The sequence below is a fragment of the Paenibacillus sp. NPDC093718 genome, assembly GCF_050279985.1.
In the GTDB taxonomy this organism is placed as follows: domain Bacteria; phylum Bacillota; class Bacilli; order Paenibacillales; family Paenibacillaceae; genus Paenibacillus_AQ.
In genome coordinates, this window is record NZ_JBNNUS010000003.1 from 617,715 (window position 1) to 639,553 (window position 21,839).

Consider the following 21,839-nt stretch of genomic DNA (forward strand, 5'->3'; position numbering starts at 1 on the left):
TTCTCACACCTCACGAAATGACCTTTTTAATCGCTGTTGAAACAGCTTTAGCATAAGAATCAGGATGTAATTTTCTCCATAAACCTAAGCTCATTTTCCAACCAGTACGTACATAATCTTGATGATCCATCAACCAATGAAAAGCCCTCAGCAAGTCATTCTCATCCATCGGATCAATGATTAAACCGTTCTGTTGATCCAGAATAATATCTTTTGTTGCTCCAGCATATTTAGATGCGAGTACAAATGTATTTGAAGCTAGTGCTTCATTTACAACCAAGCCCCAAACTTCAATTAATGAAGGAAACAGCAAACAATGACTCTGAACTAAATAATTCGTCAGTTCTTCCTTTTGCTTATATCCTTCAAAGTAGATTTGTTTTTCTAAACCAAACTCCCTAACTTTTTGTTTCAGTTTCTGTTCATCGGGGCCAGAACCCACAATTCTTAATTCCCATTGTGAATTATTCAGCAATCGAAGAGCATCTATAATTTGATCTAATCCTTTACGCTCAATAAGTTGACCAATAAATAGCATCTTGATCTTATCGCTCTGAACGAAGTCCATTCCTTCATTAACTAGGCTCTCATAATATTTGTTACGATAATATCTCACATCCACCGTATTGTAGCCGACAACTATTTTCCTTTCTTCTACGCCATAATGTTTCAGGCATTTTGCAGATTCAGTACCGTAAGTTACAAAGGAATCCGCTGACTTAAAAAAGAACTTTCGAACCCGATTTACAATGGTGTTCTGCACCCTGCTACTATCTAGAGTACTCCCCCACCATACAATAAATTTTTTTCTGAATAGTCGACAATATACGAGAGCAGACCAATATCCAAGCGAGTCATATCCGGAAGTAATAATTACATCCGGATTTTCTCGAATCAACTTAAAAAAAATACCCGGATTAATGTGCACACCCATATCCAATTTCTGAATATATGTATGAACTCCAGGTAAACATTGATAATCGTATTTAATTTCTTGATGGTTTATATTCCATTGCCGATTTCTTTCACGCTCTTCCAAATACCAAACCTTTAACTTAATTTCCTTATTCTCTTTTAGCTTATTAAGGACTGGAATCCTGTAAGGAGCAATCGTATTCGTAAGGATAAGAGTTTTGATCATATGCTCACCTCAATATAATATCTCTTCCCTTAAGCGACCGGAAGAACTATGGCCTAATCCTTCTGCGAAAAAGCAGGAATATTATCACAGGAAGTATTGCAAATTGAAAAGAAAGCTTCGTTAATACGGATAGTCCACCTCTATTTAGTTGGATAATGACGAAAGGAATAACAGCAGCAAATAAAATCTGCCCAATATAATGATTTGATTCCAGAACCTTCCTCATCTTATTATTTAGCGCATTGGAGACATATCCGATGACGAATGAAAAAATTACGATAAAAGTCATTCCACCGTTCACAAAAAGCTCTGTAAGTAAATGAGCGGTACCGACCGGTTTTAAATTTTCTAACGCTTCATTCTCCATAATAAACCGTTCAAAAAACTGATAGTTATTTTTGTTGTTCAAGATAAAGGATGGGACCTGTTCCACGATAGGATCCAGTAACGTTTTTCCGTATAAAAAACTTATTGTATGCTCCTTAAACAGCTCTATACACTTCAGAAAACTAATATAGTTAAAAGTTGTTTCGTAAAAGAAAAATCGGATCGGAGCCTTCAGTAGAGAAAGGAAAGTAAAGGCTTGTTCCCCCCCTGATTTTCTTATCATCCCGATCAAGCCTAGAAATAACAATAACGAGATCCCAAAAATAATTTCCTTGGCTTTAAATTTCCTTTTGTAATTTACCAACTTATACAATAATACGATCTGGAATATAAAGGTGAATGTTAATTGCCTTATTCCTAGAGGAAACAATAATAAATGAAATAATCCAGCAAACAGTAAATATTTTTTTTGGAAACCTGTCACTCGTATTAGAATTAATGTCCCTATGTCGATAGCAAATACTGCAGTAAACAAATATACGTATCCAACATTCTTTAAACTATATCCTGCGCTAATTGCACTAAGATAATCTATTTTGTATAAGCCAAAAAAGAACAAACCCATCGCTGCTAACAGCCAATAGTGAATGAAAAACCTCGAATGGAAATAATTATATTTTTTTGCAGCCAGGTCAACTTTCTCATGTGTAGTATCTTCTATATCCTTAGTTGATTTTTTATTAAATAAGAAATAGGAGAAGTAAAATAAAGAAAGAAATAAACAATTATAGTACAGTGATTCTGATACGGTAGCAAATGTATAAACTTCATTGAAGTGTATTTTTGTGCCGATAAACCCTTCCAATCCACCATCGGTTAACAAGTATAACGGCACACCTACAGAATATGCGAAAAATGACCATCCCACTATTTTGTCCCAGGTTATACCTTTTGATGTAACGATAATATTGGATAACCCAATAATTATGTACATAATGTAAGACATCAGCAGATTTGTCTTTAAATACAGATCGTATTGAATAAAAATAATCGAGTGCACGATGACTGCAAACAAAACTAGCAAATAAATGACCTTTAATTGTGATTTATACAAATAAGATGAATCTGTTCTGGCGGGTAAGGAAATTCTCATCATTTTTCACCAATCCATCATATAAATTATTGCAGTGTATCATTGATTTATATCTTATGAGCACTTAATTATCCAAGCAATGAGGATTGTTTGATAACACCGCCTTCTTCTGTATTCACACTCCCATTCGATATTTTCCTGTTAACAAAAATAATTGAGAATACAACAAGTGGTATTGCAACAAATCTTGATAAGCCTGCAGCAGAATCCCCAAAATAAGGAATGAGTATAGACATTATGGTGAAAATGGATACCGATGTTGATAACGAAAGTGCTGTGTTAATTTTGATGAACCCTGTTCCATTCAAATAATAATTTGGAATTATGGCAAAAGCTCCGATAGCTACTGAAAGAACTAGCAAGCGGAAAAGATCAGTATGAAGATTGGCAAATTCCAAACTAATCCATAACGTTAAGATTGAATGTGCAAACACATAAGCAACGAGGGATGCAATAATAATGAATATTGATTTGCACATAAATGCTATTGAGTAAACTTTCCTTATCTGTGCGGTTTGCTTACTCTCATATAATGAACTAAATTTCGCAAATAAAAATGCGGATGCAGCAGCTGGGATTTCATGTATCTTTATAACAAGTTGCATACAAACCGCATAATACCCTAATACGCTAGGACCTAATAATGAGCCGATGACAAGTTTATCAGCTTGATTATTTAATGCACTGATTATCATTTGAAGCCACGAATAAATCCCATACTTGAAAATTTCCATAAATATGGATCGGTTTAATCGAAGTCTGAAGAGTAGGTTGGAGTTAACTTTTTTTGCTATAAAGGCATTGATAAGCAAAAGCAACACGGTTGAAATGAATAAAAATATAACCAGTAATTTAATATCTTTATAAATAAGTGCAAGTCCTGTAAAAAGAATAGATGTTAATACGTTGTAGACAATATTTACCTTGCTGTTGATATCATACCTTTGCTTTGCCATATAAGACCCAGAGATTACGCTATTAATAATTCTTAGCCCTACAACACCGCCTATTAAATGAATGACTGGAAGGATTGAATTCACATCAGAAGTTCCAAAAAACATTGGGAATACGAAAGTATCGAATAACAGTGTTAGTGTAATTATGACAAGCGACAAAATTATTGAGAGTGTGAACGCTACAGAAAATAATTGATTAAACATTGAATCATTTTCAGACGACTCGTATTCCGATCCAATCTTAATGAATGCATTACCTAAACCGAAATTAGATATGCCAAGTATATTAATCAGCGAGTTAATCAGCACCCATATTCCGTAATTGGCACTTCCTAGGTTTTTTAAAAGCATTGGTGTTGTTATGATGATTACGATGGGCGTTATAAAATAGGATGAAATACTAAATAGCACATTATTAAAATCCCTATTTTTTTTAATAGATGCTATTCTATCTATTAGTTTCATAAAATGAGTGCTCCACTCTAAATTTTATACAACTTGCAACTAACCGGTAAATTTGATAAACGTCTAGATAGATAACAGTCTCTCCTTATTCGTTATCTGTGTGTGAACTCTTCTCATGTCCACATCAACCATCATTTGAATCAGCTCTTCAAATCCAATTTCAAGTTCCCAACCTAATTTTTCTTTCGCCTTTGAACAATCACCGAGCAAAAGGTCTACTTCAGCTGGGCGTACAAATTCGGGATCTATTACAACATAATCTCTATAATCCAATCCGACATAAGAAAATGCTACCTCGAGAAGTTCTTTAACCGTATGCATTTCACCAGTAGAAATTACGTAGTCATCTGGCTCATCCTGCTGTAACATTAACCACATTGCTCTCACATAATCCCCCGCGAATCCCCAGTCACGAAGAGAATCCAAGTTTCCCATACGGAGCTCATTTTGAAGTCCGAGCTTTATCCTGGCTACACCGTCAGTGACTTTTCTTGTGACAAATTCTAGCCCACGTCTTGGAGATTCATGATTAAACAGAATGCCCGAACAAGCGAACATATTAAAGCTCTCACGGTAGTTTACAGTAATCCAGTGGCCATAGACTTTTGCCACACCATATGGGCTGCGCGGATAGAAGGGGGTCGTCTCTTTCTGCGGGGTTTCTACTACTTTCCCGAACATTTCAGAACTAGATGCTTGATAAAATCTAGCCTCCGGCTTCATGATTCGAACAGCCTCTAACATATTCGTAACTGCGATGGCCGTATATTGTCCAGTAGCTATAGGTTGCGGCCAGGATGCTGCTACAAATGATTGAGCAGCCAGATTGTACACTTCATCCGGATCTGAAATTTTTACCGCTTCAATTAGAGATGCCATATCAGTCAAATCTCCAGAGATCCATCTGATTTCATCTTTGATATGATTAACATTCTCATAATTGGGGGTACTTGTGCGTCTTCGCAAACCGTATACTTCGTATCCTTTTTCTAATAAAAGCTCAGCTAAATAAGAACCATCTTGCCCTGTAACACCGGTGATTAACGCTCTTTTCATGTATGTTCCCTCCCACGGACTACGGTTATTGTTTGATTAAATATTCCTTCTGAAACGCTTGATACACGGACCGTAATCCGCTCTCCAAAGAAATCTTGGCTTTCCACCCAAGATTGTTTATCCTCGTCACATCTACCAATTTTCTCGGAGTCCCGTCAGGTATAGTGCTATTGAACATAATTCCTCCGTCATAACCGACAGTGGACCGAATGAGTTCGGCCAGTTCTCGAATGGAGATATCTTGACCAACGCCTACATTAATTATTTCGCTTTCGTTATAATGCTCCATTAGAAATAAACACGCCTCTGCCAAATCATCTGAATGAAGAAACTCACGCCTAGGGTTTCCTGTCCCCCACACTTCTACTTCAGGGATGTTATTTTCTTTTGCATCATGAAACTTTCGTATCAATGCTGGTAACACATGAGAAGTCTTCAAGTCGAAGTTGTCACGCGGACCATACATATTGGTAGGCATTACGGATATATACTTTGTTCCATATTGACGATTATAAGACTGACACATGTTAATGCCCGCTATCTTAGCAATGGCATAGGGCTGATTCGTTGGTTCTAATTCACCAGTAAGTAAATATTCCTCTCTAAGTGGCTGTGGAGCAAATTTAGGATATATACACGTAGAACCTAGGAACAAGAGTTTCTTGACATTAAATTGATAGGCTGCATCAATAACATTAGTTTGAATAAATAAGTTATCTCTTATGAAATCGGCAGGATAGTCATTATTTGCTGCAATTCCGCCCACCCTAGCTGCCGCTAGAAACACATAATCAATCTTCTCTTGCTGGAACAGGTTAAGGACCTCTCCTCTATCCCTTAAGTCCAATTCGGAACTGTTACGGTACACCAAATTATGGTACCCACTACTTTGTAATGCTCTTAGAATGGCAGACCCCACCAAACCATTATGTCCTGCAACATAAATTTTTGAATCTAACTCCATATTATGATCAACTCCTACCTTTCATTAAAATGCATCTTTAGTTCCAAATAAGACCCTTACTGTGTTTAAAATAATTTTTATATCTGTAATGACTCCTCTTTGTTCGATATACTTTAGATCCAGCTCTACCATTTCATAAAAACTCAAATTATTTCTCCCACTTACCTGCCACAAACCAGTGCACCCAGGAATAACGCTCAAACGCAGCTTGTCATAGCTGCTATATTGATCAACTTCTCTAGGCAATGCTGGTCGTGGTCCTACAAGTGACATCTCACCCCGAATTACATTCCATAACTGCGGAAGTTCATCTATGCTGGTTCTGCGAATAAATTTCCCGATTTTTGTAATACGCGGATCTTCTTTCATCTTGAACATAGCGCCACTTATCTCATTCTGGTCCAGTAATTCCCCCAACAATTCTTCTGCATTTGAAACCATAGAGCGAAATTTGTACATTCGGAATGCCTTTTCATCCTTACCGATACGGGTCTGATAAAAAAAAATAGATCCTTTCGGATCCTCTAACTTAATTAGTATGGATATGATTAGAAAGAGTGGTGACAATAGAACAAGCCCCATCAGGGCAAAAATGAAATCCATAGTCCGCTTTATCATACGATATAAAACTTTGCCTTTTTGCTTCTCTTGAGCATAATTTGTATATATCGAGTTCCCCTCGAGAACAACTTCTATATCATTTCGTTGAGGAGTGGGAGACACTTCGTTCACCTCATTAGCGATTTATTTTACCCAGATGTTCTCGTTCGAGAATAGTTTCCAAACTGTGCAGTAATGGTTTACGCAAGTCCTCATTTTGAAGGGCAAAGTCAACTGTTGTCATTATAAATCCAAGCTTTTCACCAACATCATAACGGACCCCTTCGAAATCATATGCAAATACGCCCTGGGCCTCGTTCAGCTTTTGTATTGCATCCGTCAACTGAATTTCCCCACCGGCACCTTCCTCCTGATCTTCGAGAAATTCAAATATTTCAGGAGTTAATATGTATCTTCCCATAATTGCCAACTGGGATGGGGCTTGGCCTGTAGGAGGTTTCTCTACAAAATAATTCACCTTATATAAACGGTTCATTTTGTCCAGGGGAGCTACGATGCCATAACGATGCGTTTGGTCATACGCCACAGTTTGGACTCCAATCACGGATTTTTGTAATTGTTCAAACTGTTCTGCCAACTGCCGAATACAGGGTTTCTGGGACTGTACGATATCATCCCCAAGGAGCACAGCGAACGGTTCATCTCCTATGAAGTTGCGGGCACACCATACAGCATGGCCAAGTCCTTTCGCTTCTTTCTGACGAATATAATGAATATCCACGTTGGATGAACGGCGCACTTCATCAAGCAATTCAAATTTCCCTTTGCTAAACAAATTGTTTTCCAACTCAAACGCATGGTCAAAATGATCTTCGATGGCACGTTTCCCTTTACCAGTCACAATAATAATGTCCTCAATTCCAGAAGCTATTGCTTCCTCCACAATATATTGAATAGTGGGTTTGTCAACAATTGGAAGCATCTCCTTTGGCATGGCTTTTGTTGCAGGCAAGAAACGAGTACCCAGACCTGCTGCAGGGATAATCGCTTTTTTCACTTTCTTCATCATTCATTCACTACCCATCTCTGTTTATTCTTTATACATTTATCAATATGAATGTCTATGTAGTAGAACAGCCTAGCTATACACTCTTCAATCAGGAAGAGAACATAGCTAAACTCTCTAAAAAGGGCATTTAACCCATCCTCACATCACACCATCGACAATAATGTCTAAGGTCTTTAAGACCCACAGCATGACCGAGTGTCTACAGTGAAAAAGGTGCAGTAGACATTACCTTATTACTACTTCCGTTAGCTCTATTGACTTTTTGGAAATTTTCACACTACCCGATTAATTACAATGCCAAGCATTCGGGCGTTTACATGTGTTAATTGTTCTTGGGCTTTCTTCAACCTTTCCCTCTTCACTTTGCCTGCAGCAACAACCATAATAATGCCATCGCATAAGGCGCTAACTATGACACTATCTGAAACAGATAGTACAGAGGGCGTATCCATGAGAATAACGTCATATTGCTCTTTCATTTGATCCAGAAGATTACGCATCGCGATGGAATCCATAAGCTCCGACGGATTCGAAGGTACTGGCCCGGAAGGAAGTAGTGAAAGTTGGTTGACCGATGTCTCCTGAATGACTTCATCTGTATTCGCTTGCCCTGCTAATAGTGTGCTTAGGCCTTGGTAGTTTAAACGTGAGAAAATACGGTGCAAAGAAGGCTTGCGCAAATCGGCATCGATAAGAAGGACTCTCTTCCCCTCCTGTGCATAAGTCACGGCCAAATTGCTGATTGTTGTACTTTTTCCTTCCCCAGTCTGGGATGAAGTCACCATAATCGTCTTTAATTCCATATCCTTTGAGGAAAAAGGGATTTTTGTTCGAAGTAGCCTATACACTTCTGATATAGGGGATTTCGGATTCGTAGATACAATTAAACTGCTGTCATTGGTTGAGCGTCGCATGCTGACCGTCACCTACTTTTGAGTTTTGTAATGCTTTCATTCTGGCGTTTTTTTTCAGGTCACTTTTCGTGATTCTACCTACGACCGCAAGTACGGGTACGTCCAGCATCTCGGTAATATCAGCTTCTGTTTTTAACGTATCGTCCAGATAATCTAAAAGAAAAATCAGTCCGATTGCCACCATCAACGAAACAACAAAGCTGATTAACAGATTCATGATTGGGTTGAAATTGATAGGTCCAGGGGTGGCTGTCATATCCGCTTCGCTTAGAATAGTGATATTATCAACCTTCATAATATGAGGGATTTGTTCCTTAAACACGGTCGAGACCGCATTTACGACTTCAGCGGCTTTGGCATAGGATGTATCCTCGTACACCAAGTTCATAACTTGTGAATTATTTGCCGATGTAACGGAAATCCTAGCGGATAATTGCCCCGCAGTCTGTCCCAGATCAGGAAATTTCTCAACAACCTTGTTCATAATAGCTGAGGATTTGATAATTTCTTTGTAAGAATTTATAAGGAATATACTTGTTTGAATTGTACTCGTATTAAGTGTTCCTCCCCCTTCTCCAGATGACTGGTTCACGATCAGCTTGGCATTGGCAGCATAGATCGGTGTTGTAAAGAAGTAGCTTTTCACTCCGGTTGCAGCCATTGCAACGATCACAATAATCGCGATTAACCACCATTTTTTCTGTATGACTCCAAAATACTGTTTGAGTTCCATCTGCGTTTGCCCCCCGTAGGATTCAAGTTTCTACAATACTTTGATCTCGTTTTTTTATTTAATTACCGGTTATACATTCATGCATCGTTCATAATTTGCAACTCTTCGATACAATTTGTATAATTTATATTCCATAATTTACGATACAGTTTGTATCATGTCAAGGAGAACTTTCTTTTCTTTCTCTATAAAAAGACACGTTTTGTAACGCAACGGTTGATGTGGATAATATGTTAACGCTTACTTATATATAAGAAATAAATTCAACTGTCCGTACCTAACTTTATGATTACCTCTAGCACATTACTGAGTTTTGTAAAAAACTTGACTTGCTCTCGTCCCTAGTTCATACATTTCAAATTACGAACTCGTTACCGAGTGCGGAAGCAGTTTATCTTTAACTTGAACTCATACAAATACTGATATATGATATCCACCTGTAGATACGTTTTGTATCTAAATTAATTTTCCATCACACATATATTCCAAACTGAGAGCTTTTCTTAAAAAGGAGTTATATTATGCGCATCATTATTACCGTAATATGGGCCCTGGCCTTGTTCGTCTTCACTTGCTCTCTAAATTTCCAGCTCCTGATCCAGTACCATATTGTAAATTTTCAGTTCAACCCCTCCCCCGACTGGTCCGAGCTTACAAAACTGGATTTCCAATGGTACAGCAGCGATTGGATTCTGCGAAAAATCGGGCATTTTATCGGGTTCTTCATTCTTGCCCTTCTCGCATCCGACTTTGGCAGGAGAAGGACCGCCTTTTTCTGGTCAGTCGCCTATGCAGCGCTAACTGAAATTCTCCAGCTCTTCTTCTTCCGAGGCGGTCGAATCTACGATGTGATCAATGATTCACTCGGCATTCTCCTTGCTTACCTACTCTGTATGATCCTATTCCGCAAAAGTTCAAGGCGCACAAGAAGGTGAAGCCATTTAAAGCCGCCCAATTCTACCCACCAAAAAGGTTAAAAAAAGTATTGATACATTTTGTATACTTGTATTATAATGATGACGATACGGAATGTATCAATGAGATGCTTACTTAGTCGTAATGAGTTGCAACGAAAGGAAGATCGAATGGGCGCACTTGCGGGTATTTATCGTTTTCATGGAGAGCCGATTCCAACGGATAACAGCGAACTCATCATGTCGGCATTAAGCAAGTATCCTGCCGATCAAAGCGCCGTTTGGCAACAGGATTACATAATGATGGGGTCTCATTCCCAATGGATTACGGAGCAAGCCGTACAAGAAATACTGCCTTATTACGATCCGCAGCGCGGGCTTGCCATCACGGCCGACGCCATCTTAGACAATCGGGATGAGCTCATGGAACAGCTGCATGTGTCGCATGTCCACAGGCCGCACATGACAGACAGTGAAATTCTGCTGCAGGCTTATGAGAAATGGTCCGAACGGATGCCAGAGCGACTGGTCGGAGATTTTGCTTTTGCCATATGGGATGCACGCAAGCAGCTGCTGTTCGGAGCAAGGGATTTCTCAGGCGCAAGAACGCTATATTATCATCACGATGAGCAGCAATTCTCCTTCTGTACGATGATGACTCCCTTGCTCACTTTACCTTATATACATAAAGAGCTTAACGAGCGTTGGCTAGCCGAGTTTCTGGCGATCCGCGGTGTGTTCGAACCCCCGGATGCTTCAACCACTGTGTACAATCATATTTATCAGATCCCGCCTTCCCACTCCTTCATCGTTACACATAACCGGTTATTGATCAGCCGATATGACAGCCTGGCTAATGTGCAGCCTTTGCAGCTCCGTTCGTCCGAGGAGTATGAAGAAGCCTTTCGTGAGGTATTTCATAAAGCCGTAACCTCAAGGCTTCGTCGTTCAAGCCTGCAAATCGGCGCTCATCTTAGTGGTGGTTTGGATTCGGGCTCTGTTGCAAGCTTTGCAGCCAGAGCGCTTCAGCAGGAAAACCGGATGCTTCATACCTTCAGCTACATACCGGAAGATGAATTCATAGATTGGACGCCAAAACACAGATTCGCTGACGAGAGGCCTCTCATCAAGCAAACCGTACAGTTTGTGGGCAACATCCATGATCATTACTTGGATTTCAAAGGTCACAGTCCCTTTACGGAAATCGACGACTGGATTGACATCCTGGAATCTCCTTATAAGTTCTTTGATAATTCGTTCTGGCTAAGAGGAATTTATGCGCAGGCGCAGCAGCGCGGGATCGGAATTCTGTTGAATGGAGCAAGGGGGAATTACAGCATCTCTTGGGGACCCGCGATGGAGTATTACACGCGACTTATGAAAAAATTCAACTGGCTCCATCTATCCCGCGAGATCAATCAGTATAGCAGGAACGTTGGAGTTGGACGTAAGCGGCTATACTCCATCCTTTGCCGTAGAGCATTGCCTTCCCTTACAAGGATAAGGCCATCCGGATCATCAGCTGAGTTGCCGCAGCTCATCCATTCTGACTTTGCTGAACGCACAGGGATCTACGACAAGCTGCAGGATCGCGCGTTTACCGGAATTGGTTCAACAGACGATCTTCCAGATGATCCACTGGAAGCAAGAACTCAGCATTTCAACCGGGTTAACATGTGGAGCGCCACCGGGTCAAGCGGCTGCAAACTGTCCCTTCGTTATTCCGTATGGAGTCACGATCCGACCAATGATCTGCGCGTTATTCGATTCTGCCTGTCAACGCCAATGGAGCAATTCGTTCATAATGGCATGGATCGGGCTTTAATTAGACGCTCTACTTCAGGCTGGCTCCCCGATTCCATCCGGCTTAACCAGAGAACAAGAGGCATCCAGGCAGCCGATTCTATCCATCGTATGCGAAGTGACTGGCCAGCATTTATCGATGAACTGGATCATCTGAGTCGTGATTCTAGAATGCAGCAGTTCATTAACATGCCTGTTCTCGAAGAAGCTCTATCGGAGGCCCGTCAGGGAATGGATCCAAATCAAGCCTATTGCCCGTCCATTAAACTCCTAATGCGCAGCCTCATTCTGTATCGATTTCTTCAAAAAAACTTTTGAAAGGAGGTGAATCTATATGAAAAAGGAATGGAGCGTACCTGCTTTGGAGGTTCTTGACATCAAAATGACCATGGCTGGTCCTGGTAGTGCAATTCCGGATGGAGTGCAACCGGATCCGGACGAAATAGTTCACACCAGCTAACATATAAAGTCATCATTTTCTGATAAAAAGAGCCCCTATACGCCTGATCGGGTATATGGGCTATCTTTTTTTATTCGCATATTAATCATTGGAGTGAGGACCATGCTTCAAACGTTTAAGCCAACTGCATATAAGGCTTTCGGGTTTTCCATTCATAGTGACATTCCCATGCCTGAGTTACAGCCCGTCGTCCTCCCGGATGATTTTGCCGATATTGTCGTCCGTTATGCCGATCTGACCGAAAAATGGCTTGGAAGATCTGATAAATCGAATAAAACATGGGTATGTACTGAAGATATGGTCATGTTCAGAGTGCCTGAACTCGCTGTTTTTGCAATAGAGAACGGGACGACCATCTCTGTCTCCCCAGAGAAGGGGGCCGCGGAGGATAAAATCCGGCTGTACGTGCTGGGATCTTGTATGGGTGCCCTTTTATTGCAGCGTAGAATACTCCCCCTGCACGGCAGCGCGGTAGTGATTGACCATAAAGCCTACGCCTTCATCGGCCATTCCGGACACGGGAAGTCGACGCTGGCCTCTGCCTTTCTGCAGAAAGGATACCAGTTATTAACGGATGACATTATCGCTGTGACGCTGGATCAACAAAATATTCCTTACGCAACGCCAGCTTATCCTCAACAAAAGCTTTGGCAGGAAAGCCTTGAAGTCTTCGGTATGGATTCCAGGCATTTTCGGCCTTTGTTCGAGCGTGAAACCAAGTACGCCGTCCCTGTCACATCTCAATTCTCCAATGATCCCCTGCCGCTGGCTGGCATTTTTGAGCTCGTTAAGACGGATTGCTGTCAACTACATATACGTGAGATTGATAAATTAGAGAAGCTGCCGCTGTTGCATCGACATACCTATCGAAACCAACTTCTATCCGGCAGCGGATTAACGAAGTGGCATTTTGACATCACAGCGCGCATGTCCGGGAGTATGGCTATGTACCAGATTCAGCGTCCATTAAACGAACATACCGTGCACGAGCTAACGGCCATGGTTTTAGATGCCATCCGTCAATAAAGATGGACCGCATGGGTCGTTTCTTGAATCATATCCTTCATCCCTCAAACACCCTCGATTACATTTGTCCCCTCTATTAAGAATCCCCAAACGACAGGTTTGGGGATCATTTCACTATTCCACAGCTCAACCTCGACAAGTCAAAGCCTCGTGTGCGTTACACCCTTTCGCTGCGTGCTCATGATGGCAAGTATTCTGGGGCAATCAAAATATGAGGCATCGGCTTCAACTGAAGTGGAGAGCGAAGTTTTGCTTATTTCGGTAGGTGTATGTATCATCACCCTTTAGTCGTCCAGCGGAATCCTCTCAATAGCGGTAAAAAATACGTCCAGCAGCTCTTTGTCAAACGTTTGTTTTACGTATTCCGATATTCGCGCTAGCTCTTCCTCACTGTTATATTCCAGGCATGCACGCCCTTCACACCATAATACCGTGCAATGAAATCGCTGCTTCACATGCTCAATAACATAGTCTTGTTCCACACATTCACGGATCGATGCTGCCAAACGCCTCACACCCTTTCAAGTTTTTAAGTTCTTGCATCATCCTTATTATTCGAATTTTAAATATTTTTTCGATGACATTCGTCACATGTAAACGAGTTCAATCAGTCGATCAGTAAGCAGGGCTTGACGAAACCCAGCTTCATCTCATAATAACCCGCTTTCAGCCCCACTTTGACAAGCTTCTATCTGATCCATCAGCCGTCGTTAACGTTCGTTTGAAATCGTGAATACCTTTATGCGGCCTACGAATAGCCCTTCCTAAGCCAGCACATAATAAACTTCATAACCAAAAAAAGCAAACAAGGAGGTGCTTTCCATTGAGCACGAACCAACCGGACAAGAACCTGATCAACACAGTGGAACAACTGGCAGAAACACCTGTAAACAGCCAAGAGGCCCAGCAACAGCAACAAGCCCGCAACGATCGCCGGAAACAAGCGCTGCATAACAGCGATGACAAATACAAAGAAAATGAATCCAAGAACTATCATTAGGAGCCTCAGTAACAAACCTTTATGATCTTCCTTCCCAATGAGTAATGTAAAAAGTGACCCTTAGCGGTCGCTTTTCTTATGGTATACTTGCTACTTTTTTATGTTCATGTGTAAGGATTTTATTACTTTTGTTATGATGGCATAGAGGTGAGTTCGATGATAATTCGAGAAAAATGTACCTGCCCATTGGAGATTGCTCATGACATTATAAAAGGCAAATGGAAAACCATGATCATATATCAATTGAAAAATGGGAACACGTCCTTAGCCCAACTGGAGCGGGATATTGACCAGATCACCCAAAAGATGTTGTTACAGCATTTAAGAGAACTTATTTCCTGCGGGATCGTGGATAAAATGAAAACGGAAGGGTATCCGTTACACGTAGAATACTATCTTACGGAACGCGGGAGGAAGCTGTTGGATGCGGTACTGATTATGCAAGAGATCGGCATTGAATATATGGTGGAACGGGGTCAAACCGAGCTTCTCGAACGCAAAGGCATTCGTTATAAAAAATGATGTCATGTTCACCATACCCACAAAAAAGTGGGTAATTCACCGTTCACGGGACCGAAATTATAATACTTGTAGAAACCGCTTTTACTACGAGTAGAGGAGCCATGAACTATGAATACAGCGTTACTATTAGTAGACATTCAGAATGATTATTTTCCAGGAGGTAGAAATGAGCTATTCCATACCGATCAAGCCTTAACCCATGCTCAAGAAGCTTTGTCGCTATTCCGGGATAAGAATTTACCTATTGTCCACATTCAGTGTATTCTTCTGGAGAATAACGCTGCATTTTTTCTCCCCGATACCGAAGGGATCCACATTCATGAAGGCGTAAAACCCCAATCCGACGAAAAAGTGATCGTTAAGCACACGCCAGACAGCTTTTTTCAAACGGAACTGCAAGAATATCTTGAATCCATTAAAGTCACGCGGTTGGTCATTGGCGGCATGATGAGCCACATATGTATCGATTCGACCGTGAGAACGGCAAGTCGCCTGGGCTATGAAGTCCTATTGCTCAGTGAAGCGTGCACCACCCGAGATTTAGTATGGAATGATACGGTGATTCCTGCAAAAACCGTCCATGATACATTTATGGCATCGTTACAAGATACCTTTGCTCAAGTAGTCGACACGAGCAGACTTTACGACTTGATCTGACTTTTTCCATTACTTAAACTAAAAACAACAGATGGATAAGAGCCGCCTCTTATTAAAAATGGTACCCCTGATCTGAACATTTTTAAAGGTTCGGACTACGGGTACCTTTTTGTAATATACATTCCCGTAAAGCCGATCTAATATCCTCGGGAATATTCCGGGTTTTCTTTGAGATGGACGATATCATGACCGGTTGGATTCTGGAAGGCACGAAGCCCGAAGGTCGGCGCAACGGCAAAAATGTGATCAAAAATATCCGCTTGAATCGATTCATATACTCCCCAGTTGGTATCATTGCTGAAAGCATAGATTTCCAATGGGAGTCCGTTATCTCCCGGCGCTAACTGTCTGACAATCAGCGTCATATCCTTATGAATTTTCGGATGATTCCGCAGATATTGATGGATGTATTCTCTGAATACGCCCACATTCGTAAGCTGCCTGCCGTTCACTTTGCTTTCCGTATTAATCTGGTGTTCGATGTTGTAGGCGTTAATTTCATTTACTCTTGTCGTGACGTAATCGGTAAGGTAGTGAATCTTCTGAAATTCCTCAATCATTTCCCTGGTGCAAAAGCAGATGCTGCTCGTATCGACATAGAAGCTTCGCTTAATTCTTCTGCCGCCGGATACCTGCATGCCTCTCCAATTCTTGAACGAGTCCGAGATGAGGGCGTAGCTGGGAATCATCGTGATCGTTTTATCGAAATTCATTACTTTTACCGTATTCAATGTAATATCGATGACATCGCCATCCGCATGATATTTCGGCATTTCAATCCAGTCGCCGACACGGACCATATCATTGGATGATAATTGAACGCCTGCTACCAGGCCCAATATGGAGTCCTTGAAAACCAACATCAGAACAGCCGATAAAGCACCAAGCCCACTGAGAATGATCAAAGGATTCTGACCGATGAGGTTCGAGATGACCACAATGCCGCCGATGATGAAGAGAACGATCTTCACCACCTGAATGTATCCCTTAATCGGTCTGATCTTGGAGACCTCAAACGAACGATAAATGTCATCAAAAGCATCTAGCAGCGCATTCAATACCGTGATCGTTACGATAATCATGTACGTTGCTGCAGCTTTTTCAATCAAAACTTGATAAGCCGGAAAGATGGACGCCGAAAAATAGATAATGATTGCCGGCACGAGATGCGACAGCTTGTGGAACACTTTTTTCTCCACGATGATATTATCCCACGTGTACCGATTGTTGTTGACGATATGAATAATCGTCTTCAGCACGATTTTTTTGGTAATAAAATTGGCCAGTATGGAGACCACCGCGATAAAAACCACCATGATCATGTTCGAAAGATATCCAATGGTTTGTTCGCTCATGCCATATCCGTCTAGTTGATGTTTGATAAAGTCCATTGTTTCCTCCTGACGCAGTTTAAGATTAGCCTATTATTATAGAGGAGATTCTAGTACTACGCAAAGTTCAAGATAAGACATCGCTGGGTAGATTTGGGAGAAGCTTGATAAGGCTATAAGACTGAAAAACAAAAAAGAGCACTGAAATGGGTGCTCTTTTAGTCTGATTCGATAGGGCCGAAGGCGTAGCCCAGCTCTTCTAATGAAAATATATAGGTATGCTCGCTCATTTCATTTCCTTTCCGTTACGGCTGATCAACCCCCGCAGGCGCTTCAGAACAGAATGAACCTCGGTATCGGTCAACAAATAATACGTGTTCACGGTCCAGGTCTCTCTGTTTTTCAAATGAAAAATCAGCTTGGGGAATTTCGGAAGCAGCCACTTTCGAATGGAAGGGCCGCTGTAGCTGATGCTTGTAATCTCCGTCCAGACTACGGTCCGCGTTCCATCTGAAATGGAATTTTGATCGTAGGTGATGAGCTGTGTGTCTAATTTCAGCGCCTTAGGCAAGCTGACAACCAAATATCCTCCAAAAAACGGAATCCCTATTATAGCTGATGTGATGCAAAAAAACTTGCGCATAAAGGAAGTATCCATAAAAAAAGCAGCGTATAGCAGAAACAGGCAGGCCAGCACAAACAGTAAACTGCCAAGCGCTTTGCCCCATGCCACGGATTTCCGATAAGATATCGCGTTCATGATCTAACGCCTTTCTGAAATTATTTGAACAGTCCGCGAATCCAGCCAACTCCACTTTCGACCACTTTAGCTGCAACTATCACCGACAAAAGGCTCCAACCGTACAACGACGCAAACCAGATGACTTTGTGGAATATCTTCTTCCAAATCCATTGGCCGGCAAAGTTGGTCCATGGTACATTTACAAAGAAACCGTCTCGTTTCGGTTTATGGTTGGGTGATACCTCCATTTTATCAAAGAGCGGTTTCTTTTTGTTGGACTAAATGAAAAAAGGGGGCCGTGTCTCAGTCATCTACGATGACTTTTGGGACAGCCCCTATTAGTATGTATGAAGGCGAAGCGTGGCTGCTCGAAACCACAATTCGCCGGATCGCGTTGATCAGGATGTCTTCTATAAACTTACGGAGAGAGTATCCGTTTTTAACCGGTGAGCTCCTGAATCGGCTTAATGTTTTGAGTGAATTCCAGCGTGCCTAAATAGTTCCCTTCTTCATCCCTTACGGCAAAATAACGAATGTAAACAAATTTATCTTTAACCGGAATCCAGAAATCTTCTGCATCTTTGACACCTGCTTTGAAATCAGCAAGCAGCTGATTAACGACGTGAACGCTTTGCGGAGGATGGCAGTTCTGAACACTTCGGCCGATAACCGCTTTGGTACGAACGAAGATTCGTTCTTTTCCCTGTGAAAAATATCGAACGATATCATGTTCATCAATAAAGGTTAGGTCGACTGGTAAATGATTCAAAATGGATTCCATCTGTTTGACCGATAAAATACCTGTACTCATTCGGATATATCCCTCTTGCAGCGGAGGAGACGCCAATCCTTGATCTGCGCCAGGCTCAGCTGCTCTTTCAGGATTCCATTGTTGATCGGGCGCAATCAAGCAATAACCGACTTCTTCGCTTTGGGCAGCAATTTGAGGCGATTTGCCTCCACCTGATCCTTCAGAAATTGATCCAGATGCAGCGCGATTTTGAAATTTGCCAGTCGATCGATCTCTTGGTTCTCCATCTTAAAGGTAAACACAGGATGTCCAGGCTGCTCTTCGGGTTTATGAGCTCTGTGAATGTCTTGGATGGAACCTTTGAATACCGCAGCATGCACGCTCCACAGTCGCTGTACTTCGGTTACCGGGATTCCTTCCTCCTGCATCAGCACTTGCTCCAGCTCCGAAATTTCATCAACCGATATTTCGCCTACAGCTTGGTTAAATTTTGACTTTACTTCCTCCACGCTTTTTCCATGGTGCAGCTCTTTAATGATTTCCTTGAGCAAATGTATACGGGCCGTTCGATGAGCAGAAATTCCTTCCTCACGGTTATTAATTAATTCACTCATGTTCATCACCTCTGTTTTGTTTCAATATATAAAAATGAAGTTCGATTCTGTTTACATCTCTAAACTAGCATTCTCATGCTCCTTACACTTGTGATTAAAAGCACAAAGGTAATGAAGATTCATTGAACAAAAAAAGGGGATCCGTCTTCTTCGAAAAATCTTTGCCCGCTTGGCGAAATAGCCGCACGACTGAACGAAGCCCGCTCAGCCATATATACGTAACAACCCTATAGTGACAATGGACTTGTACAGGGAATTTATTACAACTATAGGGATGTTTGAAAACGTTCGTACACTCGCTACCACGGAGCAACTTATGAAGTATCAAAATATCTTACAGGGGGTACATTATGAAAAAAGCATTAGTAGCTACATTTATGCTGATGACATTTCTTAGTATTGTGATTCCGGTTTCCTCTCCACCTTCAAATTCAACGATTTCTACATTTAATCACGGTGTTAACGGGTAAATCAAAGGCCACTTGCAAAATGCAGGTGGCCTTTCGTCTTTTATGTGAGCTAATGTGTAGCATTTCGTCTCGATTTTGTCCGTGATGTTATAAGCCAAATATGGATCGGAATTGATACTAACGAGTAAACGATAAATGCTAAATTGAATATTGTCTTATGCTCAAAAGTTTGTGCTTGAATATAGTTGCAGGATAAATACATAAGTATTGCGGATACGAAAACGTATTTGTTGTATTCCTCTTTGCTCGTGCTGATCCGCAGGATTGCCGCATGAAGCCCGCTACAAAAGACAAGATGGCTATAGTAAATACTGTTGCCATATCTTCACGCTCCCTTCTAGTAATATTATACCCATTATGTAAGAGATTCAGTCCTGTACACATATTATCGGCTGCAGATCCGCGGCCATGATAGTTTCTGTGTACATTGTATCAGCTGCAGAAAGCACCAAGACAAAAAATCGTACACATCAAAAAGACTTTTATCTCCTCATGTTCTTTTTTGCTTCAGCAATCCCTTCAGCTTGCGCCTGTTTGATCCCCTTACGTTCTTTAAGAAGACTTGGCTAATTGTTGGTACGCTTGCTCTAAGTTTTAGTTTAATGGGGAGTGCGTCTGCTGAAACTAATTCAGAGACGACAAAAGATTTTCAAATACAGCCTAACGAAATTCGGTACTATGAAACACTATCTGGTACACCTGAAGAAGAAAAGGAAAAAGGGCTACTTGAGCATAAAGAAGCTATTGAACTGGTAAATCAACATATGGAGAAGCATAATAGTTTAATAGAAACAGATTTTGATAATGTTGACTATCAAAAGTATGTTATTTCTTTGGCATTTGCCTTTGATTTTAATGATGAAGACATGAAAAAGGTTGTTAAATTTGCCAAGTTTATGGATTGGTACGAGAATTACGGAAAAAATGAAAAGATAAAAGATTATGAAAAAAAGCATAGCCAGAGAGCACAGCTTTCAACTGAAGAAATAATTGATTTAGACGGACTCCTTCCGATAGAAGACAATGCACCGACTACTGTTGATGATGGGCTTATATCCACAACATCATCAACTGAAGAAGAAATTGCGTCTACCTTCGCTGTATCAGCAAATGGGTATAATAACATTGCAGCCCGTGATTATGCTTACGATTGGTGGAATGGAAGAAACCCCGTTTATTCGACTTATTACGCTGAATATTACGGTTGTAAACTTTCTGATGGTCTAAGTTGTTGGAACAAATGGAACGATTGTGCAAACTTTGTATCACAAGCACTATACACTGGAGGAATGAAATTTAAATACGGAGCTAGTTATGCGAGCGATGAGTCTTGGCATTTTGGTTCGCTTATCCCCTCGTATACATGGGGCGGTGCCCATAACTTTTATAAACATTGGAAAACCCGAGCAGGAGTAGCTTCTACTGTATCTGATTTGCAAACCGGAGATGCAGTAAGCTTAAATACTGACACTGATTCTGACATCGAACATACAGTTATCATCACGAAAAACACGGGTAATAGTAGTGCCAACAAGTATATAACACAGCATACTTGGGATCATATGGAACAAAGAACACTTGCCGATATGTTCAGCTCAGGTTATGGCGTGTATGGCTATGAAATAGACAAAGCCACGAATTAAAAAGAAACCAGCCCCCACATATAAGTGGACAGGCTGGTTTTTTTGCCTTATTTGTCGGCAAGATTGACGACATTATCATCTACACGATAAAGGACATAATTACTATTCCATATTTCCGTAGAAATAACAGTTTCTTGATTGTCTTTCGTAAAGAAAAATGCAGCCCCTTCCTGCTGCTTGAACTGCCAGCCTTCCCTCTCCATTCGATCTTTAAGAAGTTGATTACCGTTCATCCTTAATGCAAGATAATGTCCCTCTTCCTCCATCTGAACAATGGATACATCCGTTGTATTTAACTTATACATAAGCTTTACATTGTTATAACAAACGTTGTTGATGTATGTTGCTCCTAATATGACTAAAAGAATAATTACCCCAATAAAGCTAAATAAAATAATCTTCCATTTTTTCTTCATCCGTTCCCCCCCCAATAAAATAAGATTTCCACTTATTATTTAAACGGAACTGGGCATCACATAGTTACCAAGAAAAAAAATAAAGCAAAAACAGTAAAGTCTATATTTCGTCAGTAGGGAACCCGGACCACTCCCATTCGAGAAGTACCAG

At 40.9% G+C, this 21,839-nt stretch carries 21 protein-coding genes and 1 pseudogene; 8 read left to right on the plus strand and 14 right to left on the minus strand.

What is annotated here, in order from left to right:
• Nucleotides 1-10: 10 nt before the first annotated feature.
• The 9 genes from ACQKPA_RS12620 to ACQKPA_RS12660 form a co-directional block, all read right to left on the minus strand.
• Nucleotides 11-1,141: a glycosyltransferase family 4 protein gene (locus ACQKPA_RS12620; RefSeq protein WP_427492647.1), complete on the minus strand. Its 1,131-nt coding sequence runs from the start codon at nucleotides 1,139-1,141 to the stop codon at nucleotides 11-13.
• 46 nt (nucleotides 1,142-1,187) lie between these two features.
• On the minus strand, nucleotides 1,188-2,351 hold the full coding sequence (locus ACQKPA_RS12625; RefSeq protein ID WP_427492648.1) for a hypothetical protein: 1,164 nt from the start codon (nucleotides 2,349-2,351) through the stop codon (nucleotides 1,188-1,190).
• A gap of 338 nt (nucleotides 2,352-2,689) precedes the next feature.
• On the minus strand, nucleotides 2,690-4,042 hold the full coding sequence (locus ACQKPA_RS12630; RefSeq protein WP_427492649.1) for an oligosaccharide flippase family protein: 1,353 nt from the start codon (nucleotides 4,040-4,042) through the stop codon (nucleotides 2,690-2,692).
• A 63-nt stretch (nucleotides 4,043-4,105) separates the two neighbouring features.
• Nucleotides 4,106-5,098, minus strand: coding sequence for a GDP-mannose 4,6-dehydratase (gene gmd / locus ACQKPA_RS12635; protein WP_427492650.1), 993 nt, complete (start codon nucleotides 5,096-5,098; stop codon nucleotides 4,106-4,108).
• Nucleotides 5,099-5,123: 25 nt separating this feature from the next.
• Nucleotides 5,124-6,062 (minus strand): GDP-L-fucose synthase family protein, encoded by a 939-nt coding sequence (locus tag ACQKPA_RS12640; RefSeq protein WP_427492652.1) that lies wholly within the window; start codon nucleotides 6,060-6,062, stop codon nucleotides 5,124-5,126.
• 24 nt (nucleotides 6,063-6,086) lie between these two features.
• Nucleotides 6,087-6,785, minus strand: a complete 699-nt coding sequence (locus tag ACQKPA_RS12645; protein ID WP_427492654.1) for a sugar transferase — start codon at nucleotides 6,783-6,785, stop codon at nucleotides 6,087-6,089.
• Between the two features lie 13 nt (nucleotides 6,786-6,798).
• Complete coding sequence (gene galU, locus ACQKPA_RS12650; RefSeq protein WP_427492796.1) at nucleotides 6,799-7,689, minus strand: UTP--glucose-1-phosphate uridylyltransferase GalU; 891 nt, start codon at nucleotides 7,687-7,689, stop codon at nucleotides 6,799-6,801.
• A 275-nt stretch (nucleotides 7,690-7,964) separates the two neighbouring features.
• The gene (locus ACQKPA_RS12655; RefSeq protein ID WP_427492656.1) at nucleotides 7,965-8,606 is read right to left on the minus strand and encodes a CpsD/CapB family tyrosine-protein kinase; all 642 of its coding nucleotides are present in this window, start codon (nucleotides 8,604-8,606) and stop codon (nucleotides 7,965-7,967) included.
• Nucleotides 8,587-9,339 carry a YveK family protein gene (locus ACQKPA_RS12660; RefSeq protein ID WP_427492658.1) on the minus strand — a complete coding sequence of 251 codons (753 nt, stop codon included), beginning with the start codon at nucleotides 9,337-9,339 and terminating at the stop codon, nucleotides 8,587-8,589. The genes ACQKPA_RS12655 and ACQKPA_RS12660 overlap by 20 nt, the downstream gene beginning before the upstream one ends.
• 521 nt (nucleotides 9,340-9,860) lie before the next feature.
• On the opposite strand from ACQKPA_RS12660, the gene ACQKPA_RS12665 reads away from it, so the two are divergent.
• The 4 genes from ACQKPA_RS12665 to ACQKPA_RS12680 all read left to right on the plus strand — a co-directional run bounded on the left by ACQKPA_RS12665 (nucleotide 9,861) and on the right by ACQKPA_RS12680 (nucleotide 13,542).
• On the plus strand, nucleotides 9,861-10,274 hold the full coding sequence (locus ACQKPA_RS12665) for a VanZ family protein (RefSeq protein ID WP_427492660.1): 414 nt from the start codon (nucleotides 9,861-9,863) through the stop codon (nucleotides 10,272-10,274).
• A gap of 150 nt (nucleotides 10,275-10,424) precedes the next feature.
• On the plus strand, nucleotides 10,425-12,374 hold the full coding sequence (locus ACQKPA_RS12670) for an asparagine synthase-related protein (RefSeq protein ID WP_427492662.1): 1,950 nt from the start codon (nucleotides 10,425-10,427) through the stop codon (nucleotides 12,372-12,374).
• Nucleotides 12,375-12,390: 16 nt separating this feature from the next.
• On the plus strand, nucleotides 12,391-12,516 hold the full coding sequence (locus tag ACQKPA_RS12675) for a paeninodin family lasso peptide (protein ID WP_427492664.1): 126 nt from the start codon (nucleotides 12,391-12,393) through the stop codon (nucleotides 12,514-12,516).
• A gap of 102 nt (nucleotides 12,517-12,618) precedes the next feature.
• Nucleotides 12,619-13,542 (plus strand): aldolase, encoded by a 924-nt coding sequence (locus tag ACQKPA_RS12680; RefSeq protein WP_427492666.1) that lies wholly within the window; start codon nucleotides 12,619-12,621, stop codon nucleotides 13,540-13,542.
• Nucleotides 13,543-13,826: 284 nt separating this feature from the next.
• Here the strand turns inward: ACQKPA_RS12680 and ACQKPA_RS12685 are convergent, their stop codons facing one another.
• Nucleotides 13,827-14,048 carry a hypothetical protein gene (locus ACQKPA_RS12685; RefSeq protein ID WP_427492668.1) on the minus strand — a complete coding sequence of 74 codons (222 nt, stop codon included), beginning with the start codon at nucleotides 14,046-14,048 and terminating at the stop codon, nucleotides 13,827-13,829.
• Nucleotides 14,049-14,365: 317 nt separating this feature from the next.
• On the opposite strand from ACQKPA_RS12685, the gene ACQKPA_RS12690 reads away from it, so the two are divergent.
• The 3 genes from ACQKPA_RS12690 (at nucleotide 14,366) to ACQKPA_RS12700 (ending at nucleotide 15,721) form a co-directional block, all read left to right on the plus strand.
• Nucleotides 14,366-14,542 carry a hypothetical protein gene (locus tag ACQKPA_RS12690; RefSeq protein WP_181469815.1) on the plus strand — a complete coding sequence of 59 codons (177 nt, stop codon included), beginning with the start codon at nucleotides 14,366-14,368 and terminating at the stop codon, nucleotides 14,540-14,542.
• A 156-nt stretch (nucleotides 14,543-14,698) separates the two neighbouring features.
• Complete coding sequence (locus ACQKPA_RS12695; RefSeq protein WP_427492670.1) at nucleotides 14,699-15,064, plus strand: winged helix-turn-helix transcriptional regulator; 366 nt, start codon at nucleotides 14,699-14,701, stop codon at nucleotides 15,062-15,064.
• A gap of 108 nt (nucleotides 15,065-15,172) precedes the next feature.
• On the plus strand, nucleotides 15,173-15,721 hold the full coding sequence (locus tag ACQKPA_RS12700; RefSeq protein WP_427492672.1) for a cysteine hydrolase family protein: 549 nt from the start codon (nucleotides 15,173-15,175) through the stop codon (nucleotides 15,719-15,721).
• 137 nt (nucleotides 15,722-15,858) lie between these two features.
• Here the strand turns inward: ACQKPA_RS12700 and ACQKPA_RS12705 are convergent, their stop codons facing one another.
• From ACQKPA_RS12705 to ACQKPA_RS12715, 3 genes and pseudogenes are all read right to left on the minus strand, one after another.
• Nucleotides 15,859-17,112, minus strand: a complete 1,254-nt coding sequence (locus ACQKPA_RS12705; RefSeq protein ID WP_427492674.1) for a mechanosensitive ion channel family protein — start codon at nucleotides 17,110-17,112, stop codon at nucleotides 15,859-15,861.
• 226 nt (nucleotides 17,113-17,338) lie between these two features.
• A complete protein-coding gene (locus tag ACQKPA_RS12710; protein WP_427492676.1) occupies nucleotides 17,339-17,812 on the minus strand; it encodes a DUF5381 family protein in 474 nt (157 codons plus the stop codon).
• A 421-nt stretch (nucleotides 17,813-18,233) separates the two neighbouring features.
• A pseudogene (locus ACQKPA_RS12715) lies at nucleotides 18,234-19,159 on the minus strand (DUF438 domain-containing protein).
• A gap of 994 nt (nucleotides 19,160-20,153) precedes the next feature.
• Here ACQKPA_RS12715 and ACQKPA_RS12720 point away from each other — a divergent pair.
• Complete coding sequence (locus ACQKPA_RS12720; protein WP_427492678.1) at nucleotides 20,154-21,272, plus strand: amidase domain-containing protein; 1,119 nt, start codon at nucleotides 20,154-20,156, stop codon at nucleotides 21,270-21,272.
• A gap of 47 nt (nucleotides 21,273-21,319) precedes the next feature.
• Here ACQKPA_RS12720 and ACQKPA_RS12725 read toward each other — a convergent pair whose 3' ends face one another.
• Complete coding sequence (locus ACQKPA_RS12725) at nucleotides 21,320-21,688, minus strand: hypothetical protein (RefSeq protein WP_427492680.1); 369 nt, start codon at nucleotides 21,686-21,688, stop codon at nucleotides 21,320-21,322.
• Between the last annotated feature and the right edge of the window lie 151 nt (nucleotides 21,689-21,839).

Bases quoted from the DNA above. Each gene is read 5' to 3' on its own strand.
- ACQKPA_RS12620 (WP_427492647.1), bottom strand. From the start codon at position 1,141: ATGATCAAAACTCTTATCCTTACGAATACGATTGCTCCTTACAGGATT.
- ACQKPA_RS12630 (WP_427492649.1), bottom strand. From the start codon at position 4,042: ATGAAACTAATAGATAGAATAGCATCTATTAAAAAAAATAGGGATTTT.
- gmd (WP_427492650.1), bottom strand. From the start codon at position 5,098: ATGAAAAGAGCGTTAATCACCGGTGTTACAGGGCAAGATGGTTCTTAT.
- ACQKPA_RS12640 (WP_427492652.1), bottom strand. From the start codon at position 6,062: ATGGAGTTAGATTCAAAAATTTATGTTGCAGGACATAATGGTTTGGTG.
- galU (WP_427492796.1), bottom strand. From the start codon at position 7,689: ATGAAGAAAGTGAAAAAAGCGATTATCCCTGCAGCAGGTCTGGGTACT.
- ACQKPA_RS12655 (WP_427492656.1), bottom strand. From the start codon at position 8,606: ATGCGACGCTCAACCAATGACAGCAGTTTAATTGTATCTACGAATCCG.
- ACQKPA_RS12660 (WP_427492658.1), bottom strand. From the start codon at position 9,339: ATGGAACTCAAACAGTATTTTGGAGTCATACAGAAAAAATGGTGGTTA.
- ACQKPA_RS12665 (WP_427492660.1), top strand. From the start codon at position 9,861: ATGCGCATCATTATTACCGTAATATGGGCCCTGGCCTTGTTCGTCTTC.
- ACQKPA_RS12670 (WP_427492662.1), top strand. From the start codon at position 10,425: ATGGGCGCACTTGCGGGTATTTATCGTTTTCATGGAGAGCCGATTCCA.
- ACQKPA_RS12675 (WP_427492664.1), top strand. From the start codon at position 12,391: ATGAAAAAGGAATGGAGCGTACCTGCTTTGGAGGTTCTTGACATCAAA.
- ACQKPA_RS12680 (WP_427492666.1), top strand. From the start codon at position 12,619: ATGCTTCAAACGTTTAAGCCAACTGCATATAAGGCTTTCGGGTTTTCC.
- ACQKPA_RS12695 (WP_427492670.1), top strand. From the start codon at position 14,699: ATGATAATTCGAGAAAAATGTACCTGCCCATTGGAGATTGCTCATGAC.
- ACQKPA_RS12700 (WP_427492672.1), top strand. From the start codon at position 15,173: ATGAATACAGCGTTACTATTAGTAGACATTCAGAATGATTATTTTCCA.
- ACQKPA_RS12705 (WP_427492674.1), bottom strand. From the start codon at position 17,112: ATGGACTTTATCAAACATCAACTAGACGGATATGGCATGAGCGAACAA.
- ACQKPA_RS12710 (WP_427492676.1), bottom strand. From the start codon at position 17,812: ATGAACGCGATATCTTATCGGAAATCCGTGGCATGGGGCAAAGCGCTT.
- ACQKPA_RS12725 (WP_427492680.1), bottom strand. From the start codon at position 21,688: ATGAAGAAAAAATGGAAGATTATTTTATTTAGCTTTATTGGGGTAATT.